The organism is Streptomyces sp. SD31 (assembly GCF_052068475.1).
Lineage (GTDB): Bacteria > Actinomycetota > Actinomycetes > Streptomycetales > Streptomycetaceae > Streptomyces.
Genome location: NZ_JBQHCX010000020.1, coordinates 148,691 through 170,543 on the forward strand (window position 1 = coordinate 148,691; position 21,853 = coordinate 170,543).

The window sequence follows — 21,853 nt, forward strand, 5'->3', positions numbered from 1 at the left end:
AATCCGGCCCCGAACGGACCGGACCGACCGCCGGTGTTCACATATCCAGTACGAGTCGGTCACTCCGCGCCCGCGAGACGCAGATCAACATGGAGTCGGCCCGCTCCGCGTCCGTCAGCAGTTCGTCCCGGTGGTCCACCTCGCCCTCCAGCACCCGCTGTTGGCAGGTCCCGCAGAACCCCTGCTCGCAGGAGTACGCGGTGTTCGGCAGCTCCGCCCGCACGGCCGCCAGCACGGAGGAGTCCGCCGGAACCGTCAACGTCCGCCCACTGCGCCGGAGTTCGACCTCGAAGGCGCCACCTGAAAGGGTCCGGGGCGTGAACCGCTCCAGGTGGACCCCCGGCCACCTCTCCGCCACGGCGGTCATCAGCCCTTCCGGGCCGCAGCAGTACACGGCGGCCCCCTCGGGGATGTCCAGCGCGTCGAGATCGGGCCGCCCCGCCACGACGGTCACCCGGTCCCCGCCGAGCTTCTCGACCTCCTCCAGGAACGGCATCGACTCCCGCGTCCGCCCGGCGTACAGCAGCCGCCACTCGGTCCCGGCGGGCAGCGCCCGCAGCATCGGCAGGATCGGAGTGATCCCGATACCGCCCGCGACGAAGACGTACGACGGGGCCGTGACCAGTGGAAACCTGTTCCGTGGCCCCCGCACCTCCAGCTCCGTTCCCTCCCGCACCTGCTCGTGCACCTCGCGCGAGCCACCTCGCCCGTCCTCCACCAGCCGGGTCGCCACGGTGTACGACGAGGTGTCCTCCGGGTCCCCGCACAGCGAGTACTGCCGCACCAGCCCCGACGGCAGGACGAGATCGACGTGCGCGCCGGGTTCCCAGCGCGGCAAGTCGTGGCCTTCCAGGCGGAGTTGTACGACCCCCTCGGCGACCGCCTCCCGCGCGGTCACCGTCAGCCGGAGCGCCCGGGACCGGGGCCGCCCGGAGACCGGCTCCTCCAGCGCGGGCCACGGCCACAGCGGCGAGACCTTGATACGGCGGCGCATCGCCCTCCGGGTGAGCAGCGCGGCACCGGCGACGACCGCGACGGTCAGCGGCTTCGGCATCAGCGGGAGCCCTTCTCTGCGGCCATGGCGGCGGGGGAGGAGGCCAGATAGGCGACGGCCTGCGCGGTGGAGCCCTCCTGCGACGGGTGGTAACTCCCGCTCAGATAGCGGGGGATGGACCGTGCCATGTCCCCGGTCGTCGGCAGCAGGCCTCGCCGCCCGCGGACGTAGAACTCCTTGAAGCTCGCCTTCCCCTCGGCGAGCGTCGGGTCGTTCTCCATGAAGAACCGTGCCCCGCGCTGCCAGAGGAACACCAGCGTGGCGAAGGCGGCGGCCCAGGTCCGCACGCGCCGCCGGTAGCTCCCGTCGACGTGCATGAACAGCTCGAAGGCGACCGACCGGTGCTCGACCTCCTCGGCACCGTGCCAGCGCAGCAGGTCCAGCATGGTCGGGTCGGCGCCCCGCCGGTCCAACTCCTCGGCGTTCAGCACCCAGTTGCCGAGGAAGGCCGTGTAGTGCTCGATGGCCGCGATGAGCGCGACCCGCTCCATCAGCCACCACCGCCGCGCCCGGCCCGGCGGGAGGGTGCGGTCGCCGAGCAGCTTCTCGAAGAACCAGTCGACCTGTGCGGTGTACGGCGTCGGATCGAGCCCCTGCTCCCGCAGATGCGGCAGCACCTCGTCATGGGCCTGCGAGTGCATCGCCTCCTGCCCGATGAACCCGATGACGTCCTCGCGGAGCCGCTCGTCCCGTATGTACGGCAGCACCTGCTTGTAGACGTGCACGAACCATCGCTCACCGGCGGGCAGCAGCAGATGCAGCACATTGATGGTGTGCGTGGTGAGCGGATCCCCGGGCACCCAGTGCAACGGGGTGTCGTCCCAGGAGAAGGACACCTTGCGGGCCTTGAGCGGCACCCGGTCCTGCGTATTAGACATGGCGTCAATGTACTGACGGGTAGGTCTGGGGTGAACCCCCGCGCGCGCCCCTATTTACATTCCTGTCAGCAAGGCGCCCGGCCGGGCCTCACCGCAGCCCGCTGATCGTGCGCCCGCTCTCCAGCGTCCCCTTCAGCTCACTCTGCGCGCCCTGCTTGGCCCGCGCCGTGAGAAGGCTGCCCTCGGTGCTGCCGCGGACCCCGCCCGTGGCCCGGATCGACTCCGTGTCCCGGGTGCCGGCCGCGAGCAGATACCAGCCGCCCGTGTTCGCCTTCCACAACACCCCGGCCAGCACATGCGGATCCCGGGCTCCGCACGCCGATACGTTCTCGGCCTTCGCGGCCACCGTCGCCTGCGCCGCGCCCGGCGCCCGGAACTGGGCGAGCACCCGCTCGCCACCGCCCCGCCAGGTCTCGGTGCGTGTGCACACCCAGTCCGCCGAGCCGGTCCCGTCGGGCAGCGCCTGCCGGGCGAACGCCCAGGCGTTGACCGTGCGCACGCCCGCGGAGCGCATCGCGCCCAGCCAGCAGGAGTACGGCGCCCAGGTGCGCAAGTCCGCCGGGCCGGCCGCGTCCTTGACCGACCCGGGGCGGCCGGTGGTGAGGCGGGCCGGGACCAGCTCGGCGAGGTCGGTCAGCAGGCGGGTGCCGGTGCTGTCGGTCAGCTGCAGGACGTTCCACGACGTGCAGGTGCCGGTCTGCTGGGTGGCGGGGCTCGCCAGCGGAGAGGTGATGCCGTCGGTCAGGGTGAGGGCCATCGCGCCGGTGCGTGGCTTCAGCAGATCCCGCTCGGCCGCCTTCTTCACCCAGGGCGCCACCAGATAGCGGACGTTGCCGTCGGCCCGGCTCAGCACCACCGCGCTCGCCTCCGCCCTGGTCGCGCCGTCGACCCGGGAGAAGTCCAGGGCGGCGCCGGCCGTGCCCTCCCTCGGCTCGGCGTAGCGGACGATGCGCAGGCCGTCGTAGATGAGCACCACGTGCGCGTTGTCGACGGTACCGGCGTACAGCAGCTGGGGCGCCCCGGGCGGGCCGCCCGCCGGGGTGCCGGGGGTCGCCGAGACCGCGACCGTCTCGCCGGGGCGGGCCCAGACGGCGAGGGCGCGGCGCAGCAGGGCCGAATCGTCGGTGAGGTCGCCGCGCGCGGGCCACACGGAGAAGTCGGTGCGGGCGGAGGACTGCCAGGCCAGGGCGGGGACCTTCGTCAACTGGGCCGGATCGAGGGCGGCCTCGGCCGCCGGGTTCTGCGCGTACGAGGGGGCGGCGGCACCGCCCGGGCCCCAGCCCTCGCCGGGCAGACCGAGCAGTGCCCCGCACACCAGGAGGGCGGCTCCGGCGGCGAGCGCGGCCTTCGTGTGCTGCCTGCGCCGCATCAGGTCGGTGGGGCGGGCCTGGAGCGAGCAGGGGTCGAACTCCGGGGAGTCGAGCAGGGCGTACCGCGCGGCCACGGTTTCCGCCTCGTCGAGCGCGTCGTCCACGTCCTCGACGCCGGCCGCCGACAGTACGTCGCGTACGGCGCCGTCCTTCAGCTTCTCCAGGCCGCGCAGGACGTAGGCCGCCCGCGCCGGGCCGGACAGCGCCGACAACTGCTGGTCCAGGGCGAGTTCGTCGGCGCCGCCCGACCGGGGGAAGAGGCGCAGGCCCCATACCTGGGGCAGCAGGGGCGGCAGCTGGGAGCGCTTGGGCCAGGCCAGGCGCCGCAGCGGCAGTCCCGCCTCCAGCGCCGTACGCAGGACCTGGAGGCGGAGGAAGGCGTACCCGGGGTCTCCGTCGCGGCCGGTCGACTGGGCCGGGATCGCGGGCGTGGCCGCCGCCCGGCCCCGGGGCAGCGCGCGCTGCGTGAGGGAGTGCGCGGTCACCACACGCCGGTTGCGGCCGAGGCTCGGCGGCAGCACCAGGTAGGCGAGCCGGACGAGACGCGGATAGTGCTCGACGAGCGCGGCCTCGGCCCGCTCGATATCGACGACCGGGTCGGCCGAGGAGGGGGCGGGGCGCGGGGCGACATCCTGTGACTGCACGTTCAGCAGAACGAGCGAATGGTCCGTTGGTCACCGGTACCCGGACCGCCCGGGCGCCCTCCCCGAGACGGCTCAGTCCTCCGACTCCAGCAGTGCTCGGGCGTAATTCGCCATCGACCGCTGATAACGCGGCAAATGCGGCGCGAGAGCGCCCAGCACCAGGGCCAGCCCCTCGCGGTCACGCCCGAGGCTGGACAGGCACAGCGCCAGCGTCGCCCGGACCGCGTCGTCCAGCTCGTCGGAGGGCGCGTCAAGTTCGGGTGTCAGCAGCTTGACACCCTCCTCGGCCTGCCCGATGTTCCTGAGCGAGCTGGACAGCTGGATCTTGGCCCGCCGCCCCTTGTAGCCGCTCACGTCGCTGAGCCCGCGCGCCAGCGCCTCCCGGTACAGCGGCACCGCCCGGTCCGAGTGACCCGTCGAGTCCCAGGCACATGCCTGCTCGAAGGGGCCCAGCGGGCTGTCGTCCGGCAGCTCGGCGACGAGGGCGTCGATGGCGGCGCGGAAGTCGGCCGCCTCGGCTTCCGCGTAGGCGTCGAAGGTCGCCCAGACGGCGCCCACGCGATCTTCCCAGTCCTGGTTCACCGACCCACACTCGCACACCCGTGCCCGTGAGAGCCTCGGATTTGAGCGCATCGCATGCCACAGCCGTATGGGAGACGAGGGCCCCGCCGGGGCTCTGTGCGGCATGGACCGGAGGAACACATGAGGTTGACCCGACCCAGGCTCGCGCTGGCCGGCGCGGCGACGGTACTGGCACTGGCGGGCTGTGGATCCGGCGGGGACAGCGAGGCGGCCGTTCCGCGGACGGCGACCGGCAGCCTGGAGAAGCTGGCCGCCGAGGTCAAGTGCAAGCCCGACATGCAGACGGACGCCGACGAGATCCGGCAGGCCATCTGCAAGACCGGCAAGGACAAGTACATCCTCGCCACCTTCGCCACCGACCGCGGCCAGGCCGAGTGGCTGAGCGGTGCGAAGGACTACGGCGGCTATTACCTCGTCGGTCGCAAATGGGTCGCCGTCGGCCAGGAGAAGACGGTCACCACGCTGCAGAGCAAGCTGGGCGGAACCATGGAGGAAGGCTCCGAGCACATGAATCCCGGAGGCAGTCACAACAGCGGCAGCCACCACGGCTGACCGCAGAGATCCGGGACAGACGAAAGCCGGCGGTGGAGGAGATCCCACCGCCGGCTTTCGCTACCGGTTCAGGACTGTTACTGGCAGTCCTGGCCGCTGTTGATGCAGTTGACCATCTCGTTCATCGTGTTCTCGTCGAAGAAGTTGATGAAGTCGTTGTGGTCGGTGATCGCCTTGTGCAGCTGGTCCGGGAAGGAGTCCACCGCGAAGGCGTTCTGGACCTGTCCGTTCTGGATCTGCGGGGCCGGCACGTCGTAGACCAGGCGGACCTGGAGCTGGGGGATCGCCTGGAAGCCGTTGGCGCAGGTGCCGTCGGCCTGGACGAACGCCACGTGCGTGCGGTGGTTGGCGCTGTCGATGTTCTGGCCGTCCCAGCAGCTCTGGAAGTTGGACGTCCGCACCACGGAGCTGCCCTCGGGGCAGATCGGGAGCTTGTCGTGCAGCTGGACCTGGTCCTCGAAGCCGGTGCAGCTCCAGTTCGCGTTGGCGTTGTTGTTGCCGTTCACGAAGGACTTGGCGTCACCGGTGATGATGCGCAGGGCCTGCGGCATCGCGACGACATCGCTCGTCTTGTTGCCGACGAACTTCAGCTGTGCCTCGCTGGGCTGGACGATCGTGCCGACGTTGCCGTCCTGACCGCCGCCGGGGGCGTTCGCGTCGATGTCGTTCTGACCGTCCTGCACCCGCAGCACCGGCCAGAAGTACGACGACCTGTCACCCTGGTTCTGGCAGGTGGTGTCGCCGTTCGCCAGGTCCTGGTCGCTCGCGAAAGCGTTGTTGGCCTGGTTGCCGACGTAGTCGTGCTGGTGCTGCGCGCCGTTGCTGACACCGGGAGCGACGATCACGTTGTCCGAGTTGCGGTTCTCGTTCTCGTTGGTGCCGCAGTTGGTGGTGAAGCTGCCGGTCGAACCGCTGTCCCCGTTCGCGGGGAGGCCGTTCGCGCCGACGCCCAGCTGTGCGCTGCCCTGGACCTGGGTGATGTCCACGAAGTCGTCCGCGTTCGGACCGTTGCCGGCCTGACCGCCGTTGCCGCCCTGGTCCTGTCCGCCGCCGTCCTGGCCGCCCTGGTCCTGACCGTCGTTGTTCTGGTCCTGACCGTCCTGGTTCTGGTCCCCGCCCTGCTGACCGTCGTTGGTCTCCGGCTGCTCGGCCGGGACGCCCTGGCACTGGGCGAGCTGGTCCAGGTTCTGCGGTCGCTGGCCGCCGGCCCGGTTGATGTTGATGCCGATCCGGTCGAGCGTGGCCACGCGCTTGGACTTCAGCGGGCCGAGGATGGCGTTGTTGACGAAGTTGGCGTCCCCGGCCTGGGCCTGCCGCGTCTCAGCGAGACGCTTGTAGGCGTCCGTGACCTGCCTGTCCAGCAGCGCCAGCTCCTTGGCGACGCCCTTGCGCGCGCTCTTCGGCACCTTCGTCAGCTTCTGGCCGACATCAGGGCAGTTGATCGTCGCGACCTGGGCGTTCGTGGACTTCGTCTGGTTCCACCCAGAGTTGTCCTCGTGTGCCGAAGCATAGAAGTTGGCCCATACAAGCCCGCCCCCACCGAGCGCTAGGGCCGCCGATGCGGCTATGGCCTTGGTGGCCAGCGGCGTACGGCGTTTTCTCGTGTTGCGTCCCATGGAACTCCTCTGACTTCCTTTTTCGGGGCATCGAGGCGCCCGACAGGAGTGAAGCGGCTCCCATTCATACGGAGGGCGTCCCATGGGTGTTCAGTCGCCTCGGAAATTGTTGAGAGATTCGTGAGAACGCTGTGTGCTCAACAGCCCCATAAACACCGGGAGTTGTTGATCCCTGACGGCGGGTGCACGCCGGGTCCGTTTTCACCGGCCGTGGTCGAGATACGCGAGAACCGCCAGCACGCGACGGTTGTCGTCGTCCGATACTTCCAGGCCCAGTTTGGCGAAGATATTGGCGGTGTGCTTGGCGATCGCCCGTTCCGTGACGACGAGCCGCTCCGCGATCGCCCCGTTCGACCGCCCCTGCGCCATCAGCTCCAGCACCTCCGTCTCGCGGGGCGTGAGCCGCGCCAGCGGCTGGTCGTCGGCCGCGCGCCGGGACAGCAGCTGCTGGATCACCTGCGGGTCCATCGCGGTGCCGCCCGCCGCGACCCGCCGTACGGCGTCCACGAACTGCTCCGCGTCGAACACCCGGTCCTTCAGCAGATACCCGACCCCGCCGCTGCCGTCGGCGAGCAACTCCCGCGCGTACAACTGCTCCACGTGCTGGGACAGCACCAGCACCGGCAGCCCCGGCTTCTTCCGCCGGGCCTCCAGCGCGCACTGCAGCCCCTCGTCGGTGTGCGTCGGCGGCAGGCGTACGTCGACGACGGCGACGTCCGGCTCCAGCTCGGCCAGCGCGCGGGCCAGCTCGGGGCCGGTCTCCACGGCCGCCGCGATCTCGAAGTCGTAGGCCTGAAGGAGCCGGACGAGTCCGTCGCGCAGCAGGAACAGGTCTTCGGCTAGGACAACGCGCAAGGAATCTCCATGGTGACCATGGTGGGGCCGCCCACGGGACTGCTGACGGCCAGGACGCCGTCGAATGTACCCAGTCGCCGCTCGATCCCGGCGAGGCCCGAACCGGCCCCGATCACGGCACCGCCCTTGCCGTTGTCGGTGACGGTGACGCGCAGCATGCCGGCGCCCTCGGACACGTGATGCAGGTCGATCCAGATCCGGTCGGCGCCGGAGTGCTTGACGGCATTGGTGAGCACCTCGCTGACCGCGAAGTACGCCGCGGACTCCACGGGCGCCTCCGCCCGCCCGGGCAGCTCCACGGTCACCTCGGTGGCCACGGGAATCCGCAGCGCCAACGCCCTTACGGCGTCACCGAGTCCGCGTTCGGCGAGGACCGGCGGATGGATGCCACGGACCAGGTCGCGCAGTTCGGCGAGCGCGTCGGCGGAGGACTTGCGGGCGTGTGCGAGGAGCTTCTTCGCCTGGTCCGGGTCCTTCTCGACGAGCATCTCGATGGTGCCGAGGTCCATGCCCATGGCGACCAGCCGGGCCTGCGCCCCGTCGTGCAGATCCCGTTCGATACGGCGCAGTTCGGCGGCGGAGGTGTCGACGGCGTCGCGCCGGGTCTCGGTCAATACCCGTACGCGCTCGGCAAGTTGACCTTGGTTGGAGGCGAGGACGGCCCGTGTGAGGCGGAAGTGGAGGTGCAACAGCGGGACGGTGAACCGGTGGGCGAGGACGAGGAGCACGGCGCCCAGGGCTGCCGCGCCGAACGCGGACGTCTGGTCGCTCACCGGCACGAAGCCGTACCAGTACGGCCCGTACTCGACATACGGTCCGCCCGTCATGGTCCGCCACAGCCCGGCCGCCAGCGCGAACCCCTCCAGCGGGTAGAGCACGAGCACGGCGGGCAGCAGCGCGGTGGTGAAGCCCACCGTCATGTCGAACGGCAGCCACCGCAGGTCTCGCCAGGTCGCCGGATCGCGCAGCATCCCGAAGGTGCGGACCCAGGGATTGGCGTCCTTCGGTATCGGGCGGTACGCCGGCGGAATCCGCACCCCGCCCCACTCCGCCGCGATGACCCGCCGCCAGTTCGCGAACGCCCGAACCCCCGTGAGCACCCACGGTGTCGTGACGATGCCCACGCCGATCGGGATCAGCGCGATGGACACCAGGGAGAGCGTGAAACAGAGCACGGCCCCCGGCAGCAGCACCAGCGCCAGTCCCAGTCCCCGTAGTGCCGCGAGCACCATGCCCCGCGCCCTGCTGCCGCTCTTCGTCTCTGTGGTCGTCATGCCGCAAGTCTGGACGAGGCGGGGGAGCAGGTCACGGGGCCGAGCCCCCCGATCAGGAGGTGGTGTCAGGTACACCCCCCGCGCCTGCGAGCACCTTCGCCTCCACCTCCGGATCGAGCCCCTTCGACGTCCGGTCCGGCCGCATGGGCGCCGTGCCGCCGATGTCCGTCAGCCACCGCCAGGTGTCGGCGACGGTCTCCTCGACGGGCCGGCAGCGCAGTCCGGTCGCGACGGCCCGGGACACATCGGCGCTGTGCAGGGCGTCGTGCATGTCGCTGCCCGGCGGCACCCACACCGGCAACTGGGTCCACGGCTCGATGCCCGCGTCCAGGATCACCTCGGGTTCGGTCCAGCGCAGTTCGGCGTTGCCGCCGACGGTGGCGACACACGCGTCGAGGAACTCACCCATGGTGGTGTGCCCTTGCCGGCTCGTCAGGTTGTACGGCCCGCTGAGCTCCCGCTCCACCGCACCGAGGATCCACTCCGCGTGGTCACGGACATCGATGTACTGGAGCGGAAGATCTCGCGGCCCGGGCGCGAGGACGGGCCCGCCGCGCGCGATACGACCGAGCCACCACGGCAGTCGGCCGACGTTCTCGTACGGCCCGAGGATCAGCCCCGCCCGCACCAGCACCGAGCGATCCGCCCCGAACTCCTCGACGGCGGCCAGCTCGCCGCCCCGCTTGTCCCGCGGGTAGTCGGTTTGGTCCGCACCGGCCTCGGCGCCTTCCACCAGCGGCGCGTCCTCGCCGTACCCCGCGGGCGGTGCCCACTCGTACACCGAGCGGCTCGACACGTACACATACCGCCCGGCGCGGCCCCGCAGCAGCCGCGCCGCGTCCCGCACCGCGCGGGGCGCCGCCGACCAGGTGTCGACGACGGCGTCCCACTCGCCGGTGTGCTCGGCGAGGGCGGCGAGCCCGTCGGAGGCGGTGCGGTCGCCTCGCAGCAACCGCACCCCGGCCGGCGGCTCGTGCCGGCCCCGGTTGAAGACGGTCACGTCCCAGCCGCGCCCGAGGGCCGCCTCCACGACGGCCCGTCCCGCGAACTCCGTACCACCCAGCACCAGAAGTCTCATACCGCCGACTCTGCCCGGCACGGGCGCGGGACGGAACAGGACTCTGCCGTCAGCAGAAGGCTTTCGACCGAGCGGCCGAGCAGGTCAACGCCCGGTCGGCGGGGCGTACTTGTACCCCACCCGCCGCACGGTCCGGATGGTGTCCCGGTGCTCGGCGCCCAGCTTGCGGCGCAGCCGGGCGATGTGGACGTCGACGGTACGGCCGTCGCCCACATGCCCGTATCCCCACACCGTGGTGACCAGCTGGTCCCGGGTGTGCACGCGATGCGGGTTGGCCACCAGGTGGGCGAGCAGCTCGAACTCCAGGTAGGTGAGGTCGAGTTCACGCCCGTCGACGGCCGCGGTGCGCCGCACGTTGTCGACGGTGACGAGCGGGTCGCCGTCGGCGCCCCGGGCCGGACCCGGAACCGGCGCCTGCTGGTCGGCCGGCACGAGCACCAGGTAGCCGATCATCGGCGGCTGCCCCGGGAGCGTGGGCAGGGAGTGCTGGGGGGCGGGCAGCCAGGTGGCACCCGGCGGCAGGAGGTCCGCGACGTCGATCACCTCGTCCCGGTCCACGGCACGTAGATGATGCCGTGAACCGTTCGGGCCGGGGGAGTTGAGCGTGGCGGCGGTGGACAGAGAACGAGTGGTCGCCATGAGAGGTCAGCTCTTTTCGCGCGAGGAGTCCGTCGAGAAGTCCGTTGAGGAGACGTACGTCGTTTCGCGCTGGCCGAAGGCCGGGGAAGTTACGGCTTTACAGGGCCCGCGCGTTCACCGCGCGGCAACACACCCGGTCGAAGTCGTCGTGCTGACGGGAAGGCCAGAAGGGCTCGAGGTCATGGCGACCTGTCGAGGAGTACTTCGGGAAGCTGGCCATGCCCCCATTGAAGCAGACACCGCCCACGGAAAGGGACCCTCCTCTCACTGCTTGGACGATTCCTTGACGCCCCACTGACAACGCGAGGGGGGCGCCCACCGTCCTGGTGGGCGCCCCCCTCGGGAGCTACTGGGCTCTCGGAGCCACTGGGCGTATCAGACCTGGCCGGCCTTCTCCAGCGCGGAGCAGCAGGTGTCGACGAGCAGGCGGGTCACCACGTACGGGTCGACGTTGGCGTTCGGACGGCGGTCCTCGATGTAACCCTTGCCGTCCTGCTCGACCTGCCACGGGATACGAACGGACGCACCACGGTTGGAGACGCCGTAGGAGTACTCGTTCCACGGGGCGGTCTCGTGCAGACCGGTCAGACGGTCGTCGATGCCGGCGCCGTAGTTCTTGACGTGGTCGAGCGGCTTGGAGCCCTCACCGAGCGACTCGCACGCGGTGATGATCGCGTCGTAGCCCTCGCGCATCGCCTTCGTGGAGAAGTTGGTGTGCGCACCGGCACCGTTCCAGTCGCCCTTCACCGGCTTCGGGTCCAGCGTCGCGGCGATGCCGAAGTCCTCGGCGGTGCGGTAGAGCAGCCAGCGGGCGACCCACAGGTGGTCGGAGACCTCCAGCGGGGAGACCGGGCCGACCTGGAACTCCCACTGACCGGGCATGACCTCGGCGTTGATGCCGGAGATCGCGAGACCGGCGGCCAGGCAGTTGTCCAGGTGGGCCTCGACGACCTCACGGCCGAAGATCTCGTCGGCGCCGACACCGCAGTAGTAGCCGCCCTGCGGGGCCGGGAAGCCGCCCTTGGGGAAGCCGAGCGGGTAGCCGTCCTGGAAGAAGGTGTACTCCTGCTCGATGCCGAAGATCGGCTCCTGAGCGGCGAACTTCTCGGCGACCTCGGTGAGCGCGGCACGCGTGTTGGACTCGTGCGGCGTCATGTCGATGTTGAGGACCTCGCACAGGACGAGGATGTCGTCGCCGCCGCGGATCGGGTCGGGGCAGGTGAAGACCGGCTTGAGGACACGGTCCGAGGAGTGGCCTTCGGCCTGGTTCGTGGAGGACCCGTCGAAGCCCCAGATCGGCAGCGCGTCCAGACCGGCGGGCTCACCCGACATGATCTTCGTCTTGGAACGGAGCTTGGCCGTCGGCTCGGTGCCGTCGATCCAGATGTACTCAGCCTTGAAGGTCACGGGCCACATCCTTCGGGGGTGGGTCTAGGCGCACTTGCGGGTGCTGCGGCGCTGCGGCACTGAGGCGCCGCTCTTGATGCCCGCGAGCCTGTCAACAGGCGATTTCCCGCCCGTTGCTCGAATGTGAACCCCGTGTTACCTGGTGGTGGTGTGGCGCGTCTCACGCTGTGAGCTCCCCCGCGAAGGCGATACGGCGGCGTCGGGCCCCTGGTCAGGAACGGCCCGACGCCTCGTATGCGAAGGGAATGAGCCACGCGGCCGCACCCCCCGACACGGCCCCGACCCACAACGCACCCCAAGGCGCTACGCGCACCCCCACCGGACAGCAACGGGCTGCCGCAGGCATCCCCGCCCATCCGCCGGAGGTGCGACGTACGCCGTGTTACCCGACCCTCACCCCACCTTCTCGATCACTGCCCGGCGGATCAGGAACTTGCCGGGCTCACGAACCTGCTCGAAGGCGGCGTTGTTGAGCAGCACACAGCTACCGGAGACCGAAGTGACCTCAACTGTCGTGGACTTGTTGTTGTCCAGATTGGTGACCTTCAGCTTCGTACCCGCCGGGAACTGGTTGCTGGACGCGGCCGGAGCCCCGCCCTCGCCGGAGAGCGTGACGGTCGAACCGTTGCAGACCTGCTGCCCCGAGGCCGCGGCACCACCGTCCGCGTTCCCCGTGTTCCCGGCGTTCCCGGTGTCCCCCGAGTCGCCGGCGCCCCCCGTGCCGCCGGCCTCCCCCGCGGGAGCGGTCTGCGCCGGCTGCGAGGCCTGGGAGTCCTGAGCCGACTCCCCAACCGCACACCCGGACGCTTCCTGCTGGACCTTGATCTGCGCGATGACGGCCTCGCGGTTGGCGATCCGCGCCTCGGACTGCGCGTCCGGATCGGCCCGTTGACCGTCGATGAACTTCTGGTTGTTGCCGAGAGCGGTGGCAAGGCCTTGGCAGACGTCGGAGTCCGCGGCCGAGAGAGTCCTGGGACTCTGCGAGGCGTTCGAGGTGCCGGCCACGACGAAGGCACCGCCTCCGGCCACCGCCACCGCACTCACCAACAACGCGAGCTTTTTCTTCGTGCCGAGAGTTCTCCTACGCGACATGCGCGCCTCCTGAGAGGTAGGGGAGCGTACGCCGCTATGTACGAGATACCGAACGAGGTTACTCAGCGGTTTACAGGAGTCACCTACGTAACCTGCGTCACACGAGGGTGGCGATCGTTCAGCTCTTGCGGGACAGGGCGTCCCGGACGGCCTCGTCGGTGCGCCCGACTACGGCGGTGCCGTCCTCCGCGGTGATGATGGGCCGCTGGATCAGCTTCGGGTGCTCGGCGAGCGCCTTGATCCACCGGTCGCGTCCCGCGGCGTCCCGGGCCCACTCCTTGACTCCGAGCTCCTTGGCGACGGCTTCCTGGGTCCGGGTGATGTCCCAAGGTTCGAGCCCGAGTCGTTCGAGGACCTCCCGGATCTCGTCCTCGGTCGGCACATCCTCCAGATAGCGGCGGACGGTGTAGTCGGCGCCTTCGGCGTCGAGGAGTGTGAGCGCGCTGCGGCACTTGGAGCAGGCCGGGTTGATCCAGATTTCCATGCCGCACACGTTAGCCCGCATAAGCCATGTTCGATTTTGACGCCACCTCATGCGCACCTCGCGGAGCAGGTGTGACAGGGCTTCAAATCCCTTGTTCACCTGGACGTTTGCTGGACTTCGCGGCCTCCCTGATTGTCAGTGGGGGCCGGTAGACTGGGAGCAGTGTTCGAGGGAATCGCCGAAGACGCCGAAGTCTCCGGCGAGCGCCCTGACCGCGACAGGAGGATGCCTGTGCCCGCTGCCGCACTGAAGCCGAAGCCGACCCGCAAGCCGCTGCCCACCCAGTCCACCGCGAAGCACCCGGTGCTGCTCGACCTGCCGTACGCGCCCGTGGAGAAGCGGCCGCTGCCGCCGGGCCGTCCGCGCGAGTGGTACATCACCCACAACCGCCGCCTCAAGGCCATGCGCCTCGCGATCGCCCTGCTCGACTCGGGCGTCCTCATGCCCAACCAGGCCCACAACGACACGATCCGAAGCACCGCGCAGACGATCGGCGTCCATCCGCCGTCGGACACGACGTGCCACATGGTGCGGGCGTTCATGAGGTATTCGAGGTAAGCCACGACGCCGGGTGCCCACAATGACCGAGGGCACCCGGCACTGCCCTGCCCACTCCGGGCGGCCGCCCTACGCCGACAACTCCCGCTCCAGCGGCGTCCGGAACCGCGGTGTCACCCGCGTCGACCCCACCCACCCCCGCAACCGCTCCGCCTGCGCAGCGATCGCCGCCTCCGCGTCCCGCCCGACGCCCTCGGAGTCGAGCAGCCGCCACACGATCTCCCCGTCCGGCCGCTGGGCCCACCCGCCTATCACCCGCCCGTCCCACCACACCGTCGGCCCCACATTGCCGCTCCGGTCGAACAGCGACGGCCACAGCTCCGGCGCCAGATACCACTCCCGCCGTTGCCACCCCATCGCCGTCGGGTCGAGGGCGGGCAGCAGCGCCGCCCACGGCTCCGTGGGCCCGGCCACCGGACCGACGTCGCCGTCGAGGACGTACCCCGTCCCCTCGTCGAGGGACACGGCCTGCGCCCCGATCGCCGCCAGCGCCCGGCGCACCTCGGTGACCTTCCACCCCGTCCACCACTTGAGGTCGGCCTCCGTCGCCGGCCCGCACACCGCGAGCCAGCGCCGCAGCAGCTCCGCCTGGGCCTCGGACACGTCCAGCTCGGGATGGTCGGGTGCCACCGCCCACCGGAACTGCGAGGACGTCCAGGAGCCCAGCGGCCGCCCCCGCACCACCTTTCCCTCGACGCCCAGCACCCGCAGCAGCCGCGTCGAGACGGTGTGCACCCCCTCGTAGCTCTTGCCGGCCCCGTACACGAACCGCTCACGCAACCGCGGCTCGTCCTCGGCGAGTTCGGCAGCCGTCGCCGGCCCGCGCCGCGCCAGCGCGGCCAGCGTCGACTCCTCGACCTCCGCCAGCCAGGCCGCGTCCGGCGCCCCCGCCGTCGCCATGTGCTTGACCAGCGTGGCCCGCTCCCGGGCGGCGACCGCGAGGCCGGTCGAGGCGTGCACGACGGCCGTCAGCTCCGCAGGGAACACGAACACGGTGTGCCGCATGCCGTGCATCCGGACCAGCGCCCGGTCCTCGTACAGCGCCCGCTCGGTCCGCGCGACGGTTCTCGCGGGCTCCGCCAGCCGCGCGCCCACGGCCAGGTACACGGTCGCCGGATCGGTGCCGTGCAGCGCGACCAGCGACTCGGCGACCTCGACCGGCCCCGCCGCCCGGGCGGCCCCGGCCAGCCGATGCCGCAGCCCCAGCCGGGCCCGGCGCTCCGCCACCCCGATGTACCGCAACCCGCCACCCATCCCGGCCTCCACCCGTCACGCCGTCACTCCGCCAGTGACTGCATCCTCCCGGACCCCACTGACAACGGCGGTCAGGCCCGAGCCCGGGGTCCGACGCCGTCAGCCGAACGTGTCCGACGGGCGGCGTCAGCCGTACGTGTCCGGGGTATGGCGTCAGCCCTACGTAATCGGGCGGCGTCAGCCGTACCACTCCAGCAGCCCGCCCACATACGCCGCCAACCGCCCGCCCAGCACCTCCACCGTCAGATCCGTCCGCCCCAGCTCACGCCACGGCCCCGCGAGCTTGGCCGCGTCGGGGGAGTAGGCCAGGGCGTCCAGCAACCGCCAGTACAGGTGGTCTCCCGGGGCGGCGAGTCGGCGTCCGCCGTGTGCCTCGTACCGCGCCCGGAAGCCGAGCCCGTACTCCGGCCCGTGCAGCAGAGCGAGCGCGGTTGAGCAGTGGGCGACGTCGAGGTCGGCCGGGCCCCAGGACGTCTCCACCCAGTCGACGACACCGCTGATCCGCAGCTCCGCGCCCACACCGCTGAACAGGACGTTCCCGGGGTGGAAGTCCCGGTGCAGGAAGCAGCCGTCGTAGGCCGGAGGCTGCTGGCGGATCACGTCCACGGCTCGCTCCCAGAGCGCGCCGCCCGGCGTCCGCACCCGATCCGCAGACGTCCATGCCTGATACGTACGCGGCCGCTCCTGCGGTACGACCCGGTGGATCCGGGCGAGTTGGTCCGCGAGCAGATCCAGGCGCCGCTCCAGGTCCTCCTCGTCGACCCGCACCCGGCCCGGCAGCAGTGACATCAGCAGCGAGGGGTGGTCGCAGTGCTCGGCCGTGGCGTCGACGGCGGTCAACCGGGGCGCGGGAATGCCCTCCTGGGCGGCGAGCAGCGTGAGGATCGACGCCTCACGGGAGAGCAGACCGGGTGCGTGGCCGCGGAAGAAGGGCTTCACGAACGTACGCAGCGCGAACTCGGCGCCGTCGTCCAAGGTGAGCCGCCGCATCTGCGAGCTCCAGCCGCCCTTGGCGAAGGCGGTGCCGGTGACGGTCCGCCCCTGCGGCAGCTGCTTGGCCAGCCACGACCGGGTGGCCGTCCAGCCCCGGTCGCCCAGGCCGGTCAGTACGGCCGTCACGAACTGCCGGCGGTCCTCCGCGTGCTCCTGGAACCACAGCCCCAGCATGTGCTCCGCGTTCGGCACCTCGAACCGGGTGAACTGCGCGCGAGCGGCCAGCGCGTCCTGCACCGCCTCCGTCACGGCCGGCGGGATGACCGCGTCCGTCCCCGGCACCGCGAGCACCGCCCGCCCCTCGTACGCCCGCAGCACATCGAGCGCGGGAGCCGCACGCCAGCCGTCCGGCCTGCGGATGATCTCACTGAACCGCCCGTTCCCCTCACCGAACGGCACATCCCACGCCTCCTGCGCGTACACAGCGGGCGCGCACAACCCCACCGCCACCACGCGCTCCCCGTAGTGGCCGACCAGGTCCGCCACCGTCTGCCCGCTCATGCTGAAGCCGACCACGATCAGCGCACCGCCCGCCGGCACACGCGCGTCGATGACGGCGACCGCCTGCTCCAGGCGCCGCCGCAGACTCAACTCCCGCAGCTCGCCGGTGCTTTCACCGTGCCCCGAGAAGTCGAAGGCGAGCCCACGGCAGCCACGGGAGATGAACTCGGCGAGCAGCGGGAGCAGCCGCTCCTTGCTGCCGTTGCCCGCGCCGTGCAGCAGCACGACGGTGGCGGTCTCCGGGCCGTCGGCGTCACCGCCGTACACACCGCTGAGCAGTTCACCGTCGTGGGCGTATGTGAAAGGGGAGAGCTCGGTCATGTGCCCCATTCATTCACGGCACTTGGGTCCCGGGAAAAGGAGGTGCACGCCCGGTGACCGGATCCCTACGCTGGACACGCGTAACGGAGCAGCTCACGCCGCTTCCCGCAGGGCAGGCGCCACCCTGAGGGCTCGGAGCTACTCTCTACGCACCGACGGACGGTCGCCCTTCCCCAGCGCCCCGCCGGAACATCGGTCACCGCTCAAGATCCAGAATCGAACCACGCTCACGGAGGCCCGTGATGGGCACCATCGTCATGTCCGGGACCGTCGTCCTGGTGATCTTAGGATTCGACAACCACCTCTACTGGCTGGCCGCCGTCGCGGTGCTCTTCCTCTACCTGCAGTACGGCCGGAGCTCCTCCGTGCCGAGCGGCGGGGCCGGGGGAGGGGCCTCGTCGGGCGGTTCCGTGCCCGCGGACTACCGCTCCTACCGCGACCGCCGCGACATGCAGGCCAAGTGGGAGCGCCGCTACCGGCGCGAGCGTCCCTTCGAGGCCCGTCGCCAGGAGCGCGACAAGAGCAAGTGAGACCAGCTCGGCCGGTAGCCCGAGGTGCCCCCGGTCACAGGCCGGGGGCACCCCACACCGGGAACCAGCGGTTCAGGTCCTGCTCGATCCGCAGGTCGTTCGCGAGCGCCGCCTTCACCCGCAGCTCCAGCGGGTTGTCGCGCCGTTCCGCCCGGCCGGGCAGTGGCGCGAAGGGGTAGAAGGTGCCGCGCTTGTAGAGGTAGACGAGGGCGAGCCGTCTGCCCTCGTCACCTTCGTCCTCGAACCCGGCCAGCGAGCACAGCAGCTGTGGCCCGAAGCCGTTGACCTCCATCGCGCTGTTCACCGCGTGCAGGTCGTTGACCAGCTCCGGCAGCTGCTCGGGTGTGCGCCGGGAGACCAGCCAGGAGTAGCCGTAGCCGTCCCGGGCCAGCTCCACCGGCCGGCCCTCGCGCTCGGCGTCCGCGTCGAGCAGCGCCTGCACCTCGCGGTGTGTCTGCTCGAAGATCGCCCCCTCGACCGGGGCGAAGCACACCGCTCCACTCCCGGTCGGCCGGAACCCGGCCGCCGCCTGAAGCGTCACCGCCGCCGACGGCAGCGCGAAGAGCTGGTCGAGATCGGGCGCGACCGGCTTCGTACGGCCGAGCAGGATGTCCAGCAGCCCCATCTCACGCCCCTCCGGGAGCCGTCGCCTCACCCAACTCGGCCGAGATCCGCCCCAGTTGGTCGAGCCGCTGCTCCAGACTCGGGTGGGTGGAGAAGAGCTGCGCGACGCTCGGCTCCCGGCCCAGCGCCGGAGTGAAGTAGAAGGCGTTGAAGGCCTGCGCCGTCCGCAGGTCCTTGGTCGGGATCCGGGCGATGTCGCCGGAGACCTTGGTCAGCGCGGAGGCCAGCACCGACGGCCGCCCGGTGAGCAGCGCCGCGGCCCGGTCGGCGGCCAGCTCCCGGTACCGGGACAGGGCCCGGATGAGCAGGAAGCTGATCGCGTACACGGCCGCCGACACGCCCAGTACGGCGGCGAAGACGACGGCGGTGTTCTGGTCCCGGCGCCCGCCGCCGAACAGCTGCGAGTAGAAGGCGAACCGCACGATCAGCCCCGCGATCACGCCGAGGAACGAGGCCACCGTGATCACGGCGACGTCCTTGTGCGCCACATGCGACAACTCGTGCGCGAGCACACCCTCCAGCTCGTCCGGCTCCAGCCGGCGCAGCAGCCCCGTGGTCACACAGACCACGGCATGATCGGGATTGCGCCCGGTGGCGAACGCGTTCGGCATCTCCATGTCCGACACTGCGACCACGGGCTTCGGCATGTCGGCGAGGGCACACAGCCGGTCGACGACCCCGTGCAGCTCGGGATACTCCTCCCGCTCCACGACCCGCCCGCGCATCGCGAACAGCGCGACCCGGTCGGAGAACCAGTACTGAGCCCCCAGCAGCGCCGCCGCCACGACCACGACCAGCACCCAGGACTTCAGCAGCACGATCAACGCGGCGACGAACCCCACGTACAACAACCCGAGCAGGAACAGCGTGATCCCCATACGGGCGGTCAACCGCCGATCACTCCGGAACCGGCTCTGCATCTCGCATCACCCCGCGCACTCAGGCACTCGTCCCACTGCCCAGTGTGCACCCGGCGACGCCCATGAACGGGTCGTGATCGGCCCTAGGACCAGCAAAGACCCCGGTCTCGGTACGTGATCTCGGTACGTGGTCTCAGTACGTACGGAAGTTGATGTAGCCCAGCAGGACGATCACCCCGGCGACGCAGCCGAGGACGATCGCCGTGGACACCCAGCCCGAGCGGCGGCTCTGCCGTGCCACATGCTCGGGGTCGGCCCGGAACGGCACCGGACCGGGCGGGTTCTCCTTCCAGCGCGCGGCGAGCATCCGGGCCCGGGCCGAGGGCTCCTTGTGCTCGGCCTGGTCCGCCCACCTGAGGTCGAACTCGCGCTCCTGGTCGTCCTGTTCGTGCTCGGGCATCCGATCCACCCCCGTGTCGTGTCAGCGGCAGAAGAATAGAACATACGCCCGCGCCCCCGCTGTCGGTACGACAGCGGGGGCGCGGGCGCGGTGCCTGGGTCCGAGACCGATCAGGCGTCGATCACACGTCGAAGTAGAGCTCGAACTCGTGCGGGTGCGGACGCAGCTGCAGTGGGGCGATCTCGTTCGCGCGCTTGTAGTCGATCCACGTCTCGATCAGGTCCGGCGTGAACACGTCGCCCTGGAGGAGGAACTCGTGGTCGGCCTCGAGGGAGTCGAGGACGGCCGGGAGCGAGGTCGGGACCTGCGCGACGCCCGCGTGCTCCTCGGGAGCCAGCTCGTAGAGGTCCTTGTCGATCGGCTCGGCCGGCTCGATCTTGTTCTTGATGCCGTCCAGGCCCGCGAGCAGCAGGGCCGAGAAGGCCAGGTACGGGTTGCCGGAGGAGTCGGGCGCGCGGAACTCGACGCGCTTGGCCTTCGGGTTGGAGCCCGTGATCGGGATACGCATGGCCGCGGAGCGGTTGCGCTGCGAGTACACCAGGTTGATCGGGGCCTCGAAGCCCGGGACCAGGCGGTGGTACGAGTTCACCGTCGGGTTGGTGAAGGCGAGCAGCGACGGGGCGTGCTTGAGGATGCCGCCGATGTAGTAGCGGGCGGTGTCCGACAGGCCCGCGTAGCCGGCCTCGTCGTAGAAGAGCGGCTGGCCGCCGGTCCACAGGGACTGGTGGACGTGCATGCCCGAGCCGTTGTCACCGAAGATCGGCTTCGGCATGAAGGTCGCGGTCTTGCCGTTGCGCCAGGCCACGTTCTTCACGATGTACTTGAAGAGCTGCAGGTCGTCGGCGGCGGCGAGCAGCGTGTTGAACTTGTAGTTGATCTCGGCCTGGCCGGCGGTGCCCACCTCGTGGTGCTGGCGCTCGACCTTCAGGCCGGCCCGGTCCAGCTCCAGGGAGATCTCGGCGCGCAGGTCGGCGAAGTGGTCGACCGGCGGGACCGGGAAGTAGCCGCCCTTGTAGCGGACCTTGTAACCACGGTTGTCCTCGAGGGCACCGGTGTTCCAGGCACCCGCCTCGGAGTCGATGTGGTAGAAGGACTCGTTCGACGTGGTGGCGAAACGCACGCTGTCGAAGACGTAGAACTCGGCCTCGGGACCGAAGTACGCCGTGTCGGCGATCCCGGTGGAGGCGAGGTAGGCCTCGGCCTTCTTCGCCACGTTCCGCGGGTCACGGCTGTACTGCTCGCCGGTGATCGGGTCGTGGATGAAGAAGTTGATGTTGAGGGTCTTGTCCCGGCGGAACGGGTCGACCCGGGCGGTCGACAGGTCCGCGCGCAGCGCCATGTCGGACTCGTGGATGGCCTGGAAACCACGGATCGACGATCCGTCGAAGGCGAGCTCCTCGTCCGGGTCGAACGCCTCGACGGGCACCGTGAAGTGCTGCATGACGCCCGGCAGGTCGCAGAATCGGACGTCGACGAACTTGACGTCCTCGTCCGCGATGAACTTCTTGGCCTCGTCGGCGTTCTGGAACATCCAGCTCCTCCTACTCCCGACCGTCCGTGCCGGGGTGGTAGTTCGTTCGTGCGGCCAGTGCGGTGGCACACGCTGTCTTCGACCCTAGGGACGGGTGATTTCTCGGGCGTGACCCATTTGTTTCGCCCACGTTAACCGGACATCCCGTACCGCACCCCACCTGTCCGTATCGCAAAACGCGCCCAGTACCGTGGACGCGTGGACAAGAGGCAAGCAATCGGATCCTGGCTCTCGGGCCCTCGCGCGGCCGCCGAGGACGCAGGTGTCGACTTCGGATACCGGGGGCAGCAGCTCGGTCTGCCGGAGGAGGGGCCGGGCTCCATCGCCCGCCCAGGACGGCGGCTCGGAGCGCTCGCGGTCGACTGGGGTCTGTGCGTCTTGATCGCATACGGTCTCATCACCGACGGCTACGGCCAGGCCACCAGCAACTGGGCCCTCCTGCTCTTCTTCCTGATGAGCGTCCTGACCGTCGGCACCATCGGTTTCACTCCGGGTAAGCGCCTCTTCGGCCTGCGCGTGGTCACCCTGGAGACCGGCACGGTCAACCCGCTGCGCGCCCTGCTGCGCTCGGCCCTGCTGTGCGTCGCGATCCCGGCCCTGATCTGGGACCGCGACGGCCGCGGCCTGCACGACCGGCTGGCCCGCACGGTCGAGGTCCGGATCTGACACCGGCTCTTCACCTACGACGACCGACTC

At 70.4% G+C, this 21,853-nt stretch carries 22 protein-coding genes; 4 read left to right on the plus strand and 18 right to left on the minus strand.

The features are described from left to right. Positions 1-37: 37 nt before the first annotated feature. The 4 genes from ACTMVF_RS35360 to ACTMVF_RS35375 all read right to left on the minus strand — a co-directional run bounded on the left by ACTMVF_RS35360 (position 38) and on the right by ACTMVF_RS35375 (position 4,579). A complete protein-coding gene (locus tag ACTMVF_RS35360; protein WP_441275144.1) occupies positions 38-1,054 on the minus strand; it encodes a PDR/VanB family oxidoreductase in 1,017 nt (338 codons plus the stop codon). After that, a complete protein-coding gene (locus tag ACTMVF_RS35365) occupies positions 1,054-1,932 on the minus strand; it encodes a metal-dependent hydrolase (protein WP_441275145.1) in 879 nt (292 codons plus the stop codon). Before ACTMVF_RS35365 ends, ACTMVF_RS35360 begins: the two co-directional genes overlap by 1 nt. 88 nt (positions 1,933-2,020) lie before the next feature. Then, a complete protein-coding gene (locus ACTMVF_RS35370) occupies positions 2,021-3,946 on the minus strand; it encodes a hypothetical protein (protein WP_441275146.1) in 1,926 nt (641 codons plus the stop codon). A 72-nt stretch (positions 3,947-4,018) separates the two neighbouring features. Further along, positions 4,019-4,579, minus strand: coding sequence for a tetratricopeptide repeat protein (locus tag ACTMVF_RS35375; RefSeq protein WP_441275147.1), 561 nt, complete (start codon positions 4,577-4,579; stop codon positions 4,019-4,021). Between the two features lie 69 nt (positions 4,580-4,648). Here ACTMVF_RS35375 and ACTMVF_RS35380 point away from each other — a divergent pair, with 69 nt between their 5' ends. Then, entirely contained in the window at positions 4,649-5,080 is a 432-nt protein-coding gene (locus tag ACTMVF_RS35380; protein WP_441275148.1) for a hypothetical protein, read from the plus strand. A gap of 77 nt (positions 5,081-5,157) precedes the next feature. On the opposite strand, the gene ACTMVF_RS35385 is transcribed toward ACTMVF_RS35380, so the two are convergent. The 8 genes from ACTMVF_RS35385 to ACTMVF_RS35420 form a co-directional block, all read right to left on the minus strand. Beyond that, a complete protein-coding gene (locus ACTMVF_RS35385) occupies positions 5,158-6,696 on the minus strand; it encodes a DUF1996 domain-containing protein (RefSeq protein WP_441275149.1) in 1,539 nt (512 codons plus the stop codon). Between the two features lie 201 nt (positions 6,697-6,897). After that, on the minus strand, positions 6,898-7,551 hold the full coding sequence (locus tag ACTMVF_RS35390; RefSeq protein ID WP_441275150.1) for a LuxR C-terminal-related transcriptional regulator: 654 nt from the start codon (positions 7,549-7,551) through the stop codon (positions 6,898-6,900). Then, the gene (locus ACTMVF_RS35395) at positions 7,536-8,825 is read right to left on the minus strand and encodes a sensor histidine kinase (protein ID WP_441275151.1); all 1,290 of its coding nucleotides are present in this window, start codon (positions 8,823-8,825) and stop codon (positions 7,536-7,538) included. Before ACTMVF_RS35395 ends, ACTMVF_RS35390 begins: the two co-directional genes overlap by 16 nt. 52 nt (positions 8,826-8,877) lie before the next feature. Then, entirely contained in the window at positions 8,878-9,903 is a 1,026-nt protein-coding gene (locus tag ACTMVF_RS35400) for an SDR family oxidoreductase (RefSeq protein WP_441275152.1), read from the minus strand. An 84-nt stretch (positions 9,904-9,987) separates the two neighbouring features. After that, positions 9,988-10,542 (minus strand): winged helix-turn-helix domain-containing protein, encoded by a 555-nt coding sequence (locus ACTMVF_RS35405; protein WP_441275153.1) that lies wholly within the window; start codon positions 10,540-10,542, stop codon positions 9,988-9,990. A 375-nt stretch (positions 10,543-10,917) separates the two neighbouring features. Beyond that, a complete protein-coding gene (glnII, locus tag ACTMVF_RS35410; RefSeq protein ID WP_441275154.1) occupies positions 10,918-11,949 on the minus strand; it encodes a glutamine synthetase in 1,032 nt (343 codons plus the stop codon). 393 nt (positions 11,950-12,342) lie between these two features. Then, on the minus strand, positions 12,343-13,041 hold the full coding sequence (locus tag ACTMVF_RS35415; RefSeq protein WP_441275155.1) for a hypothetical protein: 699 nt from the start codon (positions 13,039-13,041) through the stop codon (positions 12,343-12,345). Between the two features lie 118 nt (positions 13,042-13,159). Continuing rightward, positions 13,160-13,525, minus strand: a complete 366-nt coding sequence (locus ACTMVF_RS35420) for an arsenate reductase family protein (RefSeq protein WP_403327467.1) — start codon at positions 13,523-13,525, stop codon at positions 13,160-13,162. Positions 13,526-13,756: 231 nt separating this feature from the next. On the opposite strand from ACTMVF_RS35420, the gene ACTMVF_RS35425 reads away from it, so the two are divergent. Continuing rightward, positions 13,757-14,083 (plus strand): hypothetical protein, encoded by a 327-nt coding sequence (locus ACTMVF_RS35425; RefSeq protein WP_441275156.1) that lies wholly within the window; start codon positions 13,757-13,759, stop codon positions 14,081-14,083. Between the two features lie 69 nt (positions 14,084-14,152). On the opposite strand, the gene ACTMVF_RS35430 is transcribed toward ACTMVF_RS35425, so the two are convergent. After that, on the minus strand, positions 14,153-15,337 hold the full coding sequence (locus tag ACTMVF_RS35430; RefSeq protein WP_441275157.1) for a winged helix DNA-binding domain-containing protein: 1,185 nt from the start codon (positions 15,335-15,337) through the stop codon (positions 14,153-14,155). A 177-nt stretch (positions 15,338-15,514) separates the two neighbouring features. Then, complete coding sequence (locus ACTMVF_RS35435) at positions 15,515-17,152, minus strand: alpha/beta fold hydrolase (RefSeq protein WP_441275158.1); 1,638 nt, start codon at positions 17,150-17,152, stop codon at positions 15,515-15,517. A gap of 242 nt (positions 17,153-17,394) precedes the next feature. On the opposite strand from ACTMVF_RS35435, the gene ACTMVF_RS35440 reads away from it, so the two are divergent. Further along, positions 17,395-17,682 (plus strand): hypothetical protein, encoded by a 288-nt coding sequence (locus tag ACTMVF_RS35440; RefSeq protein ID WP_441275159.1) that lies wholly within the window; start codon positions 17,395-17,397, stop codon positions 17,680-17,682. Between the two features lie 34 nt (positions 17,683-17,716). Here the strand turns inward: ACTMVF_RS35440 and pspAB are convergent, their stop codons facing one another. From pspAB to glnA, 4 genes are all read right to left on the minus strand, one after another. Beyond that, complete coding sequence (pspAB, locus tag ACTMVF_RS35445) at positions 17,717-18,307, minus strand: PspA-associated protein PspAB (RefSeq protein ID WP_441275160.1); 591 nt, start codon at positions 18,305-18,307, stop codon at positions 17,717-17,719. Position 18,308: 1 nt separating this feature from the next. After that, positions 18,309-19,226 (minus strand): zinc metalloprotease HtpX, encoded by a 918-nt coding sequence (htpX, locus tag ACTMVF_RS35450; protein WP_441275161.1) that lies wholly within the window; start codon positions 19,224-19,226, stop codon positions 18,309-18,311. A gap of 133 nt (positions 19,227-19,359) precedes the next feature. Beyond that, on the minus strand, positions 19,360-19,626 hold the full coding sequence (locus ACTMVF_RS35455) for an SCO2583/SCO2584 N-terminal domain-containing protein (protein WP_441275162.1): 267 nt from the start codon (positions 19,624-19,626) through the stop codon (positions 19,360-19,362). Between the two features lie 121 nt (positions 19,627-19,747). Beyond that, the gene (glnA, locus tag ACTMVF_RS35460) at positions 19,748-21,157 is read right to left on the minus strand and encodes a type I glutamate--ammonia ligase (RefSeq protein WP_128437170.1); all 1,410 of its coding nucleotides are present in this window, start codon (positions 21,155-21,157) and stop codon (positions 19,748-19,750) included. Between the two features lie 198 nt (positions 21,158-21,355). Between glnA and ACTMVF_RS35465 the strand changes: the two genes are divergently transcribed. After that, positions 21,356-21,823 carry an RDD family protein gene (locus ACTMVF_RS35465; protein WP_441275163.1) on the plus strand — a complete coding sequence of 156 codons (468 nt, stop codon included), beginning with the start codon at positions 21,356-21,358 and terminating at the stop codon, positions 21,821-21,823. The last annotated feature ends 30 nt before the right edge of the window (positions 21,824-21,853 follow it).